Genomic DNA, 14,429 nt, shown 5'->3' with positions numbered 1-14,429 from the left:
TGGCTTGTACGGAGGGGGGTAGGCATTACCGGGCTGGTGTGCCTACCCTCCTCTGTGTGGTCAGCGGCCGCTGGTAAGGTTTCTTCCCGTTGCAAGGGGGGTGAGAATGAGTAACGAAGTCAGAGGATCGGCAGAAGCCTTGGGGCGCCAAGGTTCACACGGTGGCCGTAATTCAAGTTTTGAGCTATTGCGTCTCATTGCCATGTTCATGATCGTCGCTCATCATCATGTCACCCACAATCCGTTCCCTGCCTTTGACCAGCCGGCATCAATCAATCAATTTGCGTATGTCTTCTTCTTGTCAATGGGCAAGATTTCGGTAGACATCTTTTTCGGTATATCGGCATGGTTTTTATGTGAATCGCGTGATTTAAGCATCAGAAAGTCGCTGAGACGTATCTGGATACTTGAACGGCAGATGCTGTTCTACAGCCTGACGCTTATGGTCTGTTTCCTTGTGTTTGACCGTAAAGACATCATGTCTGAGCAGATTATCGGGTCTTTCTTCCCCACCTTGTACGACATGTGGTGGTATCCGACCAATTATGTGCTCTTCCTGCTCTTCTATCCCTTTGTGACTGTGGGCCTGCAAAAAATGGGACAGAGGATGCATGCATGTCTGGCGGTGACCCTGCTGCTTGTATGGGGTCTCGCCTATGGCATGACGCCCAATGATTATGCAGGTTTCCTGTCGGCCACCTTCGTCAGCTTCATTTATCAGTATGTGCTCATCGCATACTATCGGTGGTATATGAGGAAAGCCTCCCGTGCTCTGAGTTGGTCTATGGCCGGTGTAGGTGCTCTGATGATACTTGCCATCATGGTCATCGCGGATCTGGTCCATCTGCGCCATGGGGGTCCCTTCCCTCGAATCGTCTTTGACTACCTCATTGCCGAAGGCAAACTTCCTCAGCTGCTCATCGCTTTCGGATGCTTGTTGATTGCCGATCGGATGTATATAAAAAGCCGGCTGATCAACTATCTGGCCAGGGGAACATTCGGGGTTTATCTCATTCACGACTACCCTCCGGTCAGGAAAGTGCTGTGGTCCTTTTTTGATATCGGTAAGATCTGGGGAGGCCATGGTGCGGCCGTGTATTCCCTGGCCATCGTGGTTCTTGTGTTTACCGTTTGCCTTGTTCTTGACTTGATTCGCGAGTTCCTGTTTTCCCGCACCATTGATCGTCGCAGGGGCTACTGGTTCGATCTTCTGGCCGACTGGTTCCAGTCGAGTCCTGCAATTGTTCGGGTCCGACAGTACCTAACGGGGTTACAGAAGGTGAATACCGACTGATAGACGCCAGATTCCCGGCCTTCCCGGCGCTCGTAGACGTTTGGCTGAGACTGCTTTTCTTGGAACCGGATAGTGGCTGGAAGGGTTCTGCTTTGAATACGCGGGGTCTGTGCAGATGGGAATGGGCCGGCGATTCGTGTCTGCAGCGGATTCTGCACGGATCATAGCATATAGGTACGGGGGCCGAATGGTCTTCTTCGTAACCGGAAGAAAGGGGTTGGACAATGGTTGAACAGGATAACCGGAACCAAGGCGGGAATCAGCTGGATAATCAGGGTGAGATAAAGGCCGACGGTTCGGACAAGCGCCCGGTCAGCTCCATGGCCATCGTCAGCCTGGTACTGGGCATCGTCGCACTGCTGGCCTCCTTCTTCAAGGAGGTTGGCCTGGTGGCCCTCTGCCTGGGTGGCCTCGGGGTCATCTGCTCCCTGCTGGGATTCTTCTTCGCACGCAGCGGTGGTCGGCACAAGGGGAAGGTCATGGTCATCTTCGGCCTGGTGATGAGCCTGCTGGCCATCGTCGTGGCCCTCTTTATGCATGGGGGGTTCAGCCAACCCTTCGTCATGCCGACCTTCCGGTTCTGACCGGCTCCGTCGGTGGCTTGAGGTGAGGGTAATCCCTGACCCAGGCTTGGTGGTGCTCGAAGACGGGAATGACGCGGGTGGTTCCGAACTTCGGACAAGCCGCCAGGAGTGTCTGGTGCTGAGAAGGAATGTCTGGTAGTGTATGACCCAACTTGGCAATACCCGTAGTGTGACGGGCATCGCATGGTTCGATTCTGATAGGGACACCATGAATACAAAACTGCCAGCACTGGTTCTGACGATTATGTTCGGGGTTATTTCCCTCGCCGGGTGCGGGGGTTCCACCCGCTCGGAGCCGAGTCTGGAAGACGTCAGCAGCAGATTCGCCGCAATGAAGAAATACTACCTGACCGGGGACGGCGACAGGGTGACCATTTCCGCCAAGAAGCAGGGTACCGTCTACCTCCTTGCGATGAGGTCGGATCTGCGCAAGGTGGATGCAGGGCGTTGTACCGTCGATGGCAAAGCCATGCGGTCCTCATCCTCGGACCTCAATTACCCGGCAGGACAGGGGAAGAACTTCTTCGCCTTTGCCGAATCCTCGATCGTCGGTGGCGATCACGAACTCGCCTGCACCCATAACGAGGGAACAAGGCTGTTGGCCCTGTTCGCACCAGCCTCCTGATTGGAGCTGCCCACAGTCGCTGATTAGAAGTTCGGCTTGCTCGGCCTCCTTCAATCCGGTTTCCTGATGGGAACGTCGCGTCCGTTGATATGGCACGGCAGTCATGCAACAGGATTGAAAACCGGATGGAGACGCCTTGTCCGACCGTATTGCCACCAGACGCCTTGTGCACGACGGAGTCGAATGTCTGCTCTTTGTGGAGCGACCGCTCGAAGATGAGGATGGCGCTTGTACGACCGGGGTGGGGCTGGTCGAAGGCAGTCGGGAGTGCTGGTCCCTCCAGGTGTGTGGAGACGATGGTCTCCAATCCCTGCTTCTGGCCCTGAGACTGACGAAGACGCTCCTGAAAGCCGATAGCGGTTTTACCTTCCTTGGCGTGACGATCTTATGCTGCCGGATTATGCGGATGCGGATCAAGAGGCCCTCGACAATGGAGGAGGCCCGAGGGAACCCGGTTCGGCCGCGGAATGAGTGCAAAGACAGGAAAGCGGAGGCTGACAGGGGTTGCTTCGCCCGGGTGCGGGCATGATTGCCGAGGGTCTGTGCGTGCGAACACAGAGTGTGGAATCACTGGGTACTCACTGAGGGCCTTGCTGGGTTGCCATGCCGGACTGTCGATTCCCGGACTTGCCGATGACATCTGCCGGGGCCATACTCATATCATGGGTTTTTCGGGTGAGGAAACTGTGCTGGGCCTGGGACATGACCTGGTCTCCATAGCCGAGTTCGCCGAGCGGTTGGCCATGCCCGGTACTCGGATGAGCAGGTTGTTCTCAGTCCGTGAGCAAAGGCAGTCCCAGGAGCGGGCCCGGGTCAAGGGTGATGATGTGGAATCGCACCTGGCTGTTCGTTGGGCTGGTAAGGAGGCCGTTCTGAAGGCCTGGTCGGAGGCCTTGCGGGATGAGCCCGCCCCCTATGGTCTCGACGATTTCCCCTGGGGTGGGATTGAGATACTGGACGACAGGCGTGGCAGGCCCGGGGTTCATCTCGGGCAGGAAGTCCAGGACCGCCTGGATGAGTCACTCCCGGATCCGTCCGATTCACGCCAGAGCAGACTTGGCTGGTCCGGGGTGAACGGCGACGATTCGGTTGGGGCGTTCGAGGCGAATCCCCGTGGGGCCGCGAGCCTGGTCTGGCGCATTGCCCTAAGCCACGATGGCGGCATCGCCTCGGCGGTGGTCCTGCTCTGCTGCCGGTGGTCCTGAGCCGATCTGGTCTTTCCGTACTCGGATTCCTTCGTCATCCTTCGGTATTCCGACGGCACAAGACCGGTGCCCTTGCGGAAGAGCTCGGCAAACCGACTCGAGGTGGAGTATTCGATCATGCCTGCTAACCGATGCATGGAACGGTCCGTTTCAGACAGGAGACGTCCGGCTTCCCGCATGCACATGCCCCGGGTGTATTCCGTGATTGCGCAGCAGTGCACCTGTCTGAAGGTCGATTTGAGTTTGGTCCTCCCCGTGCAGGCGATTGTGGTCAGGAAGTCCAGGGATGCCTCATCCGAGCAATGCTCGTCCGGATAGGAGGTGACGTTCTCAAGCTGCACCCGGTCCTGGCCGTTCAAGCGCCTTCCGGCAGGATTCCCCAGAGCCTTCTCCCGGGCGATGAGGAGGGAGATGGCCTGGGCCACCTTGTTCTCGTAGAACAACCGTGTCGCAATGCCGTCTCCGCGGTACCGCTCCACCTCGCGTAGGAGCATGGCCAAGGGCAGGGAAGTCCTCCGTCTGGTCGACTTTCTGGGAGACGGGGAGAGGATTCCGGTAGTGGCCATGGTAGTGGTTCTGCAGATGATCCTGATAGTAGGCGGGCATCACCTTGATGCTTATGCTTCGGATTGGAGCCTGTTTATGGATGAGTCCCCCGGTATGGCTCGCGGCCGCTGATGAAGGTCTTGATGCATCGCGGTGAAAGGCATCGGTGTGGTGATGTCTCTTTCCCGGAGATGGAATCATACAGGGGTACGCTCAGGTATTCGGCAACCGGAAGTCCATGATGAAGTCGCCGTGGAAACGGAATTCGTGGATTTTGATATCGAACAGGTCGTTCTGCGCATAGATCCAGGAAAACCCTTCTCAGACCTCGGATGACCGGGACCAGCAGCACCCCGCCGGATTGAAGTTATCCATGTCCTTGACCAGGGTGAAGTGGTTGTCCTGGAGAAGGGGTTCATAGTAATCCGAATAGATCCGCATGCGACCCGCCATTTCTGAAACGAACGGACGTTTCTTTGGAGCATGGGGACGAACAGGCCACCCAGCTTACCAGTACTTTCAAGCCATGGACTGACTCTCACACAGTTCCACGGCAGAAGGAGAACACATGGCGGATCGAACCCGTGACAGAAAAGGACTGACCATCCGCGACCTGGTCACCACTGGTATATTCACGGCCCTGATACTGGTCTTTACCTTGATCGGGGGCGTTTTCTTCGCTTCCAACCCGGTACCGACCTTCTACATGCCTGCCGCCTCGGCCCTGCTCTGCGGGCCCATCGATCTGCTCAGGGTGGCACGGGTGCAGAAGCCCTGGAGCATCACCGTCATGGACATTCTGATGGGGGTGGTCCGGTTCATCACCGGTATGCACCGGGCCTTCGCCCTGGGGTATATGCTCATGGGGGCCGTCGCCGAGCTGGTCGCAGGAACACGTCACTACAGGAGCCGGATGGTCAACGTCCTGTCCTGCATTCTCTTCTCTTTGGGTGGTACCGGCTCGTATCTGGTCTTCTTCATTGATCCGGCCGGCTGGTCCAGGACCATGCTGGGCAACGGGACGGAGAAATCCTACGACGATACCACGCAGGCCACGGCCAACACCTGGATGCTGATAGCCATGTTCGTTCCGATCCCGGTAACGGCATCGGTCAGTGTTCTTGTGGAATTGTACTGCTGAGGAGGTAGTTCGAAAAAGCGGGCATCAATGCATGACAGGGGCTGCCGGAGGGTGGGAGCCACATCTGGATCCGCGTACGAAGCTCATTCTTATCCTGATCTGCGTGGTCTCGTCGATGATTGCCCCTCGTTGGTCTGCCAGTTCGTGTTGGTGGTGTCGATAGGTCTGCTCCGTGCCGCCTGCGGGCGATGGCGGTACAGAGCCAAGGCCGTCGTTGCGTATGAGGTCATCTGTTTCTTTGACCGGGTAGGTCCTGGCCCACATGACCGGCTCCCTCCTGACCATGTTTGTGGCCTTCCTGGGTCTCTTCCACAGGGTCTTCGCCGTGGCATACTGGCTGGGCTGGTGGTGACGACGGCCAGGGCAATGAGTTCCTGTTGGCCATGAACCGGGTGCGCACCCCCAGACAGCTCGTCATTCCTCTGTCGGTTCTCTTTGCGGTACGTGCCGACCATCCAGGAGGACCGGGTCTATATCCAGGACATTATGCGGATGCGTGGTGTCTTCCCCTCGTCGGCCGGGTTCCACACCCGTCCCGTCTTGACGGTGGAGTGCATCCGTGTGTCTCTGATGATGTCGGCCGCAAGGGCGGCGGATGAGCTCTCGACCGATTCGGTCACCAGGGGATCGAGAATCCGGTACAGCGCACATGCCTGGTTCGGATTCGATGCGGTCCATCGGATTGTGTGGTCATGGTCCTTGCCGTCAATGACCTGGTCTTCGGACTGTGGGCGCGGTTGGGTCGTCCCGGAATCGATTCGATGGGGTTTCCTTCTCTTTTATTCAAGCCGAGAGGGCGACGGCCTGCATGGTATCGACCTCCTCGTGACTGATGGAGCGCGTGCTTTGCTGCGGCCGCAGCGGGTGCGGAAAGACTACCATCACGCGGCTGGTCAACGGGTTCGTCCCGCAGTTCTTTCCCAGGGAGCTTTAGGAACAGGCAAGGGTGGATGGGAGTGTCATACCCTCCCTGCCCATGTACCGGATAGCCGGGAAGGTAGGATCCGTCTTCCAGAATCTCAGGACCCGGTTCTTCAATGTGAACACCGACATCGAGATGGCCTTTGGCATCGAGAACCGGGCCCGCTCCGTCGGGGAACTGGTTGGGCGGGGTGACCGGGACGGCTCAGGGCCTCAACATCCGAGACCTCATGGACAGGAACATCTTCGAACTGTCAGGTGGTGAGCAGCAGAAGATCGCCCTCGCTTCCGTCTATACCATGGATTCGGAAATATACCTCTTGGACGAACCCTCATCCAATCTCGACATGGCCCCGATCGCGGAGCTGAGGGGGCACCTGCCTTATCAAGAGCCAGGGCAAGACCATCCTGATCGCGGAGCACTGGTTGTTCTACCTCATGGATCCGGTCGATCGGACCGTCTACCTGGAGCATGGGCGCATTGTCGGGATATTCATCCCTGAGGAGTTTTTCTGGTCCGGTCGGCTGGGTGAACCCATGGCCCGATTGCGACATTCCTACATGGTGATGCAGGACGTGGATCACGAGCTCTTCGCCGAGAGTGCGGAGGCTGAGTGCTCCTTCGGCATCAGGCACCCGGAGAGGTCTCTGGCCGAAACGACCTTGGTGGAGTTCGGGCTCGGCGCCCTGCGTGAACGCCATCCCAATACCCTATCGGGAGGGCAGAAGCAACGTCTGACGGTCGGCGTGGGCATGATCTGCGGAAAGGCCCTCATGGTTCTTGATGAGTCGAACGGAGGTCTCGGCTTCGACGGCATGAACCGGGTGGCGCAGCTTATCCGCCAGTTCTCGGACATGGGGAAGGTCATCATCATCGTGGTGACCCATGATTTCGAGTTTGCCCGCCGTACCTGCTCGTGTCTCGTCCGCGTCGACCAGGGTCGGATACGCGAGGATGTGCCGGTTGGTTCATTATCTCAGGGACACCTGAGGAGGATGTTCTCCTTAATGCCATCGGATACCGTGGGAAAGGGGGAGGGCGTGAGAAAGGAACCGGGTATTCCTCCTGATCCGTTGGGCGGGTGATCAGCGATATGGGCTCTTCCTGCGGCCCTTCTGTCCGGGGGGGGGGGGCAGTAGCTTGTGCCCTATATGGGCATCGAGGCCTTCAGCGCCTGGGGGATGGACGGAATGAGAATCGGCGGGGTCATCGAGGACGTGGGGATTACTTCAGAGTCAGTGTCATCTACGGGGCCGGGGGAGTGTCAAGCCGACATGTGGGGGTCCGGGCAGAACGCGTTCATCTGGTGGCTGCTGCCGAAGCGGTGTGGTTCCAATCAGGTGGCTTGCGGGTCCGGGCCGGTCTCCCGGTCTTCCAGATCGGCCCTCTCCACCAGTCGTGCCAGCTGGACCCGGCTCATATCGAGGCTGTCGCACGCTGCCGAAAGGTGGGCCTTGACCGTGCGCTCACTGATGTACATGGTCCTGCCGATTTCGGCATTGGTCATACCCTCCGAGGCCAGGATGGTGGCCTGGCGCTCGCGCTCACTCAATGAGTCCAGCATGGCCCGTGCCTGGTTCCTCCTGGTCATGGGGCGGCTGTAGGACAGGCTGTGGATGAGCTGGCGGGTGCTGACCGCGTTGAATTGGGGCTCATCTTTGCAGGCCTTGATGATCCTGGAGATGATTTCCTTTGGCGGGTCCGTCTTCGAGATGAATCCCTCGGCTCCGGCCTCAACGGCTTTTTCAACCGTATCGGAGGGGCTCAGAGAGGTCAGGATCAGGACGTGCGGGGGGTTGGTAAGTCTGCGTAGCCGCTTGGTGGCTTCGATACCGTCACACCCGGGCATGGAAAGATCCATCAGAATCAGATTCGGTTTTTCCTGACGGGCATGGGCCACGGCGTCGTCGGCGTTCAGGGAGGTAGAGACCACCCTGACCTGCCCTTGGGAATAGTCATCGATGATGACCTGCATGGTCTGGCATATCATTGGATCGTTGTCGACGATACTGACCAGGATGGTGCCGGAAGATGTGGGGGAATTTCCGGTGTCTCCCGGTTTTGATGCCGCCCCTGTCTCCGACTCCGGATGAATTTCTCCCATGCTGCTTATGCTACCCAAACCAGTCACCATGGCGCGCCTTGGGATCCGTTGGCTTCAGGACGTGGCTTCGAAAGGAAGGACCACATCCAGGTTGAACTGCCCATGGTCATCGATTCCATACCTGCACTGGCCCGAAGCAGCCTTGACCCGCTTGATCAGCCCCGTGATTCCGTTGCCTCCGGAAGTTGCGGACAGGTTGGCTCCGGACGGGTCGACAGTACCCGGCTTGGGCATGGGATTGGTCAGATGGACGTGCACACCCTGATCCGGCCTGGCCGTCACTTCCAGGGAGACCGGCATGCCCGGGGCGTGTCGACGGGCGTTGGTCAGTCCTTCCTGGATGGCCCGGAAAGCCACCTTGCCTATGACGGGGTCCAGATTGCTCAGGTTCCGCACGTCGATCCAGGTGTTCAGGGTCATTCCAGTGTCACGGCTCTCCCTGCATATGTCGTCCAGAGCTTCCCGGGTCAGGGCGGTTTGCGGATCCGGGGCTATGTCATTGAGTACTTTCTCGGGGTGACGGAGCATGTCGATGACGCTGTGGGTTTCATCCAGGGCGCCGGCTGCCTGCTGGCGAATATCATCAGCACGCTGGGCCAGGCCGAGCAAACGGGCGGTCAGCGGGTCCTGCGGGGAAGAGGCCTGCTCCTGTCTGGCCAGGGTGTCCAGTTCGACCTTAAGGGCGCTGGCGTTGAGCCCGATCAGGGAGAGGGAATGGGCCAGGGTGTCATGCGTCTCGACGGCGATGGTGTCGGTGACCTGCTGTCTGGTCAGGCTGTTCTCCAGCTTGCTGCTGCGTACATTTGCAGCGCTGGCTTGCTCGGTGGCCTCCTGGGTTGTGGTATAGAGGCGAATGTATATCCCCACGGCGATTGACAGGACCAGGAAGACCAGACTCAGAACCACGACGGCCAGAGGTGTATTGAGACCAGCATCGGCACCCTCGGTCAGCAGGGTCCTGATTATGGAGTCCTTTCGTGGCCTGTTCAGGTCTCGGGTGAGGGATACCAAGGTGGCCACCAGGGTACCGGTCGCGCAGGGGACAAGCCGGTCCACCCGTCTGCGGCGGGCGATCAGGCCGGTCAACCCCATCAGTGCCATCAGGGGGTCGATTGCCAGGACCAGGGTCGACAGGCTGGTGAGAAGGCAGGTCATGTAGGGCAGACGGTCCCTCTTGACCAGCAGTATCCACGGCAGGGCAAAGGAAATCATCATGGAGAGACCCGCCCAGAAAGAGAGGATCCCTCTTCCGGCGGCATCCATGTGGTTATAGGTGAAGGCAGACTCGGCCAAGGACATGAAGGTGGCCAGGACGATCATGATGACGGTACATAGTGTTCTGGTGCGTACCGGAACCACGTCCTTGGGGTCGGCGGCCAGGTATCCACGCATTCTTTCACGCAACCCTGTCATGCCAGTTCTCCCAAGTTCCTCTGTGCCGGCATGGTCGGGATTTCGTCGGCCATGCCATCCGGTTCATTTCTGCTGTGTCACACTCAAGGATAATTGCCCTCTATGGTTTCGTCAGTGTACGAGTGGTCATTCTTGTTCCCTTGCTCCTGCCCGATTGGGCAGGCAATTCTGCCCGTTTGTACACTTTCGATGAAATCGCCCGACGTATAGCATGACAGTGTCAACGAACAGAACGGATGCCAAGGTGATGACTTCAGCGCTGGTCACGTCGGTGTCATTGCGAGATGAAACTTTGATGGATCAGGGTTGTTTTCTATCGGAATACCACCTCGTAGGTGATATCCATCGATGATCTGCGTTGACCGCCAGAGAGAGTAGAGAGCACAAGGAGATTGCATAGGATGAGTGAGGATTACAATCGCGATACCGACGGCTACGGCGATGGAACCAATGCCGGGGCCGGGGACGCCTTTGACAGGTTCCGTCCCCAGAACGAGCAAGCCGGTCAGTCGGACGCAGGACGGCAGTCATCCATTCCGGCCTACCATCCCAATGAGCGCCAGACGCCGTTGGATGCCAGGTCAGCAGGGCAGGGGGTATACCAAGCCGACCAATCCACTGCCGGTCAGGGAGGTGCCTATCCGGCACAGCCCGGGCAGCAAGGTCCCTATGGGGCCGACGGTGGGATGATGGGGCAGGGCGGTTCTCCCGTCAATCCCAACCGGGGCCGTGGTGGTCATGGGCATAACCGGTCGGAGGAGCGTTCCGTCAGTGCCATGGCCATTAGCTCCTTGGTGTTGGGAGTCATCGCCATCATCTTCTCCTTCATCCCTATCATCAACAACTTCGCTTTCGTCGTAGGCATTCTCGGATTGGTTTTCGGCCTGGTCGGTGTGCACGCAACCGGTCGCAAGGGGCGCAAGAAGGGCAAGGGGCTCTCCATAGCCGGTACCGTTCTTTGCATCCTGGCCATGGTGATCACCCTGGCCATGCAGGCGGGCTTCTCCAAGGCGGCGAACTCCGTTTCCCCGTCGGCGGGAACAACCACGTCACAAAAGAAGGACGAGGGCAAATCCGGAAACAAGTCAGCCGAGTCGAATACAGCAACGGAGGCACCTGCAGTCGGTGACGAGGCCAAGGATGAGATCATCACCCTCAAGGCCACCTCCACAGGGTCCGGTTCGGTGGCCTATGGTCCCGCCGGTGCCACCAGCCAGGAGAATTTCAACGGTTCCTGGCAGAAGGACATCACAGGGGACGAAGCCAAGAAGACCCACACCATGACCGTCATGGGCGACATCATCAATCAGGACCCCAACCAGAAGTTGACCTGCGACGTCCTGGTCAACGGCGTCTCCAAGGATCACAAGGAGGCCACCGGGTCAAGCGCCGTGGTGATTTGCAATTCACCGATGTTCTGATTCCGCAAGGTACGGCCGGCTGCTTCTTCGAGTGGCCGGCCCTGACGATTTCCGATGGTGCCATACAGTACAGCTGAAGCGTTGCAAGTTGTTTGAAGTGCTGGATTATTACAAGGCGCTATCCGCGTATGCGGAATGATCCGTTTATTTCGGGCGACAGACCCGACAGGTAAGGTGTCCCACCCTGTGGTAAGCTCTTTACCGAGCAGATGGCTTTGCGGGCGTAGCTCAATGGTAGAGCCTCAGTCTTCCAAACTGATTACGCGGGTTCGATTCCCGTCGCCCGCTCCATGATTATCGTTGATATTCCGCTAGTTTTGGCGGGTTTCCCAAGGTCACGGGGCGTCCGGGAACCGTTCCGACTGAGCAAGATTTTCCCCAGTATTCGGCACTTTACGGTCAATTAGGGTACACGTTAGGGTACACACCGGAGGTGCTTGGATGACTACGGACACAAGGCTTGGGAGACACCACACCGCATATCGATGACGAAAGACCGGAGGGGCTACTGGCATTTCCGCCACGAACTGCCCCCGACCCGGCCACGGGGAAACGCCGCCGGCTCGACAAGAGTGACCGGATCAGGAGCGAGGCCCGACGCAAATTCGACGAGGCGCTGGCCGAATACGAGAGGACCGGCAGGGTCAGGACCAACCGGTCCCCGCTCCTGCGCGACTGGCTCGACCGGTGGCTCGAGGAATACAAACGCCCCAACATCAAGCCAAGGGTGTACGAGACCTACAGGAGCGACTGCCGCAACATCGCCGACACGATAGGCGATGTCAGGCTCCAGGACCTGGAACCCAGGCACGTGCGCGGCATAGGCAACACGATCATGAGGGACCGGAGCGGCAAGACCGCCCTCAACGCGTACATCCGCCTGCGCATTGCGCTCACCGACGCGGCACGGGAGGGGCTCGTCGAGCCCAACGTGTGCGACCGGTGCGACCCGCCCAGGGTGAGCGCCAACCCCACGACCATCCTCGAGGCCGGGCAGCCTGCCGCACTGATCGAAGCCACCGGACGCGGACCGGGGGAGAGGTCTGCGCGCCACCCGTGGCCCGACGACGCGGAGGACCGGCGCATGTGGGCCCTCATGTGGCGGCTCGCCTTTGGTACCGGCATGCGGCAGGGTGAACGGTTCGCGGTCACACCCTCCGAGCTGGTCGTCAGCAACGGGGTGCACGGCATCATGGTCATGCACGAGCTGCAACGGTACAAGGCGGGCACCGTCATCCCCTCATGGCTGCACGCCGCCAGGGTGCGGGGCGAAGTGTGGATGGTGCCGCCCAAAAGCCGCAAGGGTGTCCGCTTCATCCCCTCGAGGATGACCTGTGCATGACCTCCACCGGTGGATAGACGAGCACCGTATCGGCCCCGCGGACCTGGTGTTCACGCGCGACGGCTGGCCGCTTACCAACCCGGTGGAGCACCGGCGCTGGAGCATGGCCCTGGAGGATGCCAGCCTGCCCTACGTGACCATCCGCAGCGCCCGCCACTTCTTCGCCACCAGGCTGGCCGATGCGGGAGCACCCGAGGACGCACGCAAGGAGCTCATGGGACACGTCAGCATCGGCACCACGGCCGGCTACACCCACTGGCCCCTGCAGACCCTAGCCGCCCTCGTCGGCAAAGCCGACCATGCCATCGAACAGCCGGCCCAGATGAGCGCCATTGGGTTATCGTTGGAATTCCAACGATATCAACGGTTCAACCCCTCGCAAACACCCATTTCGGCGCACTTATGGGAAAGTTCCGCCGAAACGGGACAGGCAGCTAGGATGTCTTCATGGTGTCCATGCATACTGTTTCAACAGTAGGAGAGGGCGGGAAGCTTTGTTCGAAGCACATGATAACCAAAGTCATCAAACTCAAGCCAGTGGTGAAGAGTAAGTAGGGTAGATTCAGCATCGGAGAATAGAAGGTGTAGATAAATGAACTGGAACGCATTGGCAGTCATTGTCGCTGCCCTTATCACGTCTATAGGAGGGCAATGCCCGTCTCACGCACCGTTTTTTAGAGAGCCTGTTGGAGGAACTTCGTTCTTTCAGGAGAGGTTCTGATCGTACAGTTGCACGTTTTAAATATGCTCGTGAACTTAAGGATCCAGGAGGAATTCTATGTTGGCTGAGAAAAGTACCTCATTGCCAGCGGTGTTGATAATTGAGTTTATATACGCGTTGGGGTTCGTTGTCTTATTTATGGATGGCGTATTAGTGCTGTCTGGTGTGTTTAACTTACGAGGGTGGTCCCCTATTTCCTTTGTGTTCGTTGCTTTCGCATTGCTCTGCGTATCAGCTGTGATATGGAAATTGTTGACTTGTGTAATCAAGCAATTCTGTTGGAATTATGCTATTAACTATTGTTTTAACAATTTCCTGAAGCGGGTTTTTCAGAAGTCCAGAGCTCCTTATTATGGACAAATCGAGTTCCCGAAAGCCGTTCAATCATTCCATAAAGTCTATGACGACCGTACTATTCTTTAGTTGAAAAGCGTTTAGACGGTTGCTCGTTAGAGGATCCGTTCTGTATTTCCTTGCTTCGCTCATCGACACAGGCTTGGGTGTCTGCTTCCCAAGGAACAGAGTGTTGTGATTCCGTCCTGCCTCAGCTGTTATTCCAATAGTACTGGCCGCTGTTCTTTTATGCTGTTTGTTGGCTTACTGCGTGAAGCAGGAGGAACTCATTCAACAGGAAACAGAGAAGCACCTGTGGTACAACCCTGTTTCCGACGCGAATCATGTGCGGCATTACGCAATATTGGATAAGGCATGCGAATTCGGATACTGGTTGGGGGAAACCATTGGGGAGTCGAAGAAACGCGAGGAGCAAAATGAGTGAATGCTGTTCAAAGCAGTCCGACTTTGTCGACTGTCATGCTTCGAACATCATTCACCTTCTGCAGTATGCTCCGTCATATCCATGAAGGCCCCGTCCGAGCATGGCCTGAGGCTAATGGAACCCTACTCAAAGAGGCCCCAGAGGCTGAACCTTGTATTCATGTAGATCTTGTTGTAGGCGGCTTTTCTGGGGTTTTTCACCCAGCCCATGCCTTACTTCCCCTAGCCTGGGATGTGGGCGTGTCCGTGTTGGATGAATCGTTTTGGGGGTTGTTGCATGGTGGTGTGGACGATCGGCATCTGATGGCGGGTGTGCGAGTTATGGCACGGTTCA

The 14,429-nt window shown here is 58.0% G+C and carries 12 protein-coding genes, 1 tRNA gene and 1 pseudogene; 11 read left to right on the top strand and 3 right to left on the bottom strand.

Translation table 11 applies throughout. The features are described 5' to 3' along the window. Positions 1-106: 106 nt before the first annotated feature. From Q0K62_RS00060 to Q0K62_RS00045, 4 genes are all read left to right on the top strand, one after another. On the top strand, positions 107-1,294 hold the full coding sequence (locus tag Q0K62_RS00060) for an acyltransferase (RefSeq protein ID WP_297315939.1): 1,188 nt from the start codon (positions 107-109) through the stop codon (positions 1,292-1,294). 224 nt (positions 1,295-1,518) lie between these two features. After that, positions 1,519-1,878 (top strand): hypothetical protein, encoded by a 360-nt coding sequence (locus Q0K62_RS00055; protein ID WP_297315938.1) that lies wholly within the window; start codon positions 1,519-1,521, stop codon positions 1,876-1,878. A gap of 208 nt (positions 1,879-2,086) precedes the next feature. Beyond that, positions 2,087-2,503 carry a hypothetical protein gene (locus Q0K62_RS00050; protein WP_297315937.1) on the top strand — a complete coding sequence of 139 codons (417 nt, stop codon included), beginning with the start codon at positions 2,087-2,089 and terminating at the stop codon, positions 2,501-2,503. 662 nt (positions 2,504-3,165) lie between these two features. Next, a complete protein-coding gene (locus Q0K62_RS00045) occupies positions 3,166-3,708 on the top strand; it encodes a 4'-phosphopantetheinyl transferase superfamily protein (RefSeq protein WP_297316035.1) in 543 nt (180 codons plus the stop codon). Between the two features lie 98 nt (positions 3,709-3,806). Here Q0K62_RS00045 and Q0K62_RS07970 read toward each other — a convergent pair. After that, a pseudogene (locus Q0K62_RS07970) lies at positions 3,807-4,202 on the bottom strand (AraC family transcriptional regulator); the annotation flags it as partial. A 620-nt stretch (positions 4,203-4,822) separates the two neighbouring features. Here Q0K62_RS07970 and Q0K62_RS00040 point away from each other — a divergent pair. The 3 genes from Q0K62_RS00040 to Q0K62_RS00035 all read left to right on the top strand — a co-directional run bounded on the left by Q0K62_RS00040 (position 4,823) and on the right by Q0K62_RS00035 (position 7,402). Next, positions 4,823-5,395 carry an MptD family putative ECF transporter S component gene (locus Q0K62_RS00040; RefSeq protein WP_297315936.1) on the top strand — a complete coding sequence of 191 codons (573 nt, stop codon included), beginning with the start codon at positions 4,823-4,825 and terminating at the stop codon, positions 5,393-5,395. 1,151 nt (positions 5,396-6,546) lie between these two features. After that, complete coding sequence (locus tag Q0K62_RS07965; RefSeq protein WP_366515873.1) at positions 6,547-6,819, top strand: ATP-binding cassette domain-containing protein; 273 nt, start codon at positions 6,547-6,549, stop codon at positions 6,817-6,819. Continuing rightward, complete coding sequence (locus tag Q0K62_RS00035) at positions 6,755-7,402, top strand: ATP-binding cassette domain-containing protein (protein ID WP_297315935.1); 648 nt, start codon at positions 6,755-6,757, stop codon at positions 7,400-7,402. Before Q0K62_RS07965 ends, Q0K62_RS00035 begins: the two co-directional genes overlap by 65 nt. Positions 7,403-7,653: 251 nt before the next feature. On the opposite strand, the gene Q0K62_RS00030 is transcribed toward Q0K62_RS00035, so the two are convergent. Together Q0K62_RS00030 and Q0K62_RS00025 are read right to left on the bottom strand one after the other, a co-directional pair. Beyond that, positions 7,654-8,421: a response regulator transcription factor gene (locus Q0K62_RS00030; RefSeq protein WP_297315934.1), complete on the bottom strand. Its 768-nt coding sequence runs from the start codon at positions 8,419-8,421 to the stop codon at positions 7,654-7,656. Between the two features lie 54 nt (positions 8,422-8,475). Next, positions 8,476-9,834 (bottom strand): histidine kinase, encoded by a 1,359-nt coding sequence (locus tag Q0K62_RS00025; RefSeq protein WP_297315933.1) that lies wholly within the window; start codon positions 9,832-9,834, stop codon positions 8,476-8,478. Positions 9,835-10,235: 401 nt separating this feature from the next. Here Q0K62_RS00025 and Q0K62_RS00020 point away from each other — a divergent pair, with 401 nt between their 5' ends. From Q0K62_RS00020 to Q0K62_RS00005, 4 genes are all read left to right on the top strand, one after another. Continuing rightward, the gene (locus Q0K62_RS00020) at positions 10,236-11,255 is read left to right on the top strand and encodes a hypothetical protein (protein ID WP_297315932.1); all 1,020 of its coding nucleotides are present in this window, start codon (positions 10,236-10,238) and stop codon (positions 11,253-11,255) included. A 217-nt stretch (positions 11,256-11,472) separates the two neighbouring features. Further along, positions 11,473-11,546, top strand: a tRNA-Gly gene (locus Q0K62_RS00015). Positions 11,547-11,715: 169 nt separating this feature from the next. Then, positions 11,716-12,597, top strand: coding sequence for a hypothetical protein (locus Q0K62_RS00010; RefSeq protein ID WP_297315931.1), 882 nt, complete (start codon positions 11,716-11,718; stop codon positions 12,595-12,597). Then, on the top strand, positions 12,590-13,075 hold the full coding sequence (locus Q0K62_RS00005) for a site-specific integrase (RefSeq protein ID WP_297315930.1): 486 nt from the start codon (positions 12,590-12,592) through the stop codon (positions 13,073-13,075). Before Q0K62_RS00010 ends, Q0K62_RS00005 begins: the two co-directional genes overlap by 8 nt. Positions 13,076-14,429 lie beyond the last annotated feature (1,354 nt).

Origin of the sequence: uncultured Bifidobacterium sp. (genome assembly GCF_945269915.1) — a bacterium.
GTDB classification, from domain to species: Bacteria; Actinomycetota; Actinomycetes; order Actinomycetales; family Bifidobacteriaceae; genus Bombiscardovia; species Bombiscardovia indica.
The sequence above is the reverse complement of the archived record's forward strand: the minus strand, read 5'-3'. Positions and strand labels throughout refer to the sequence as shown.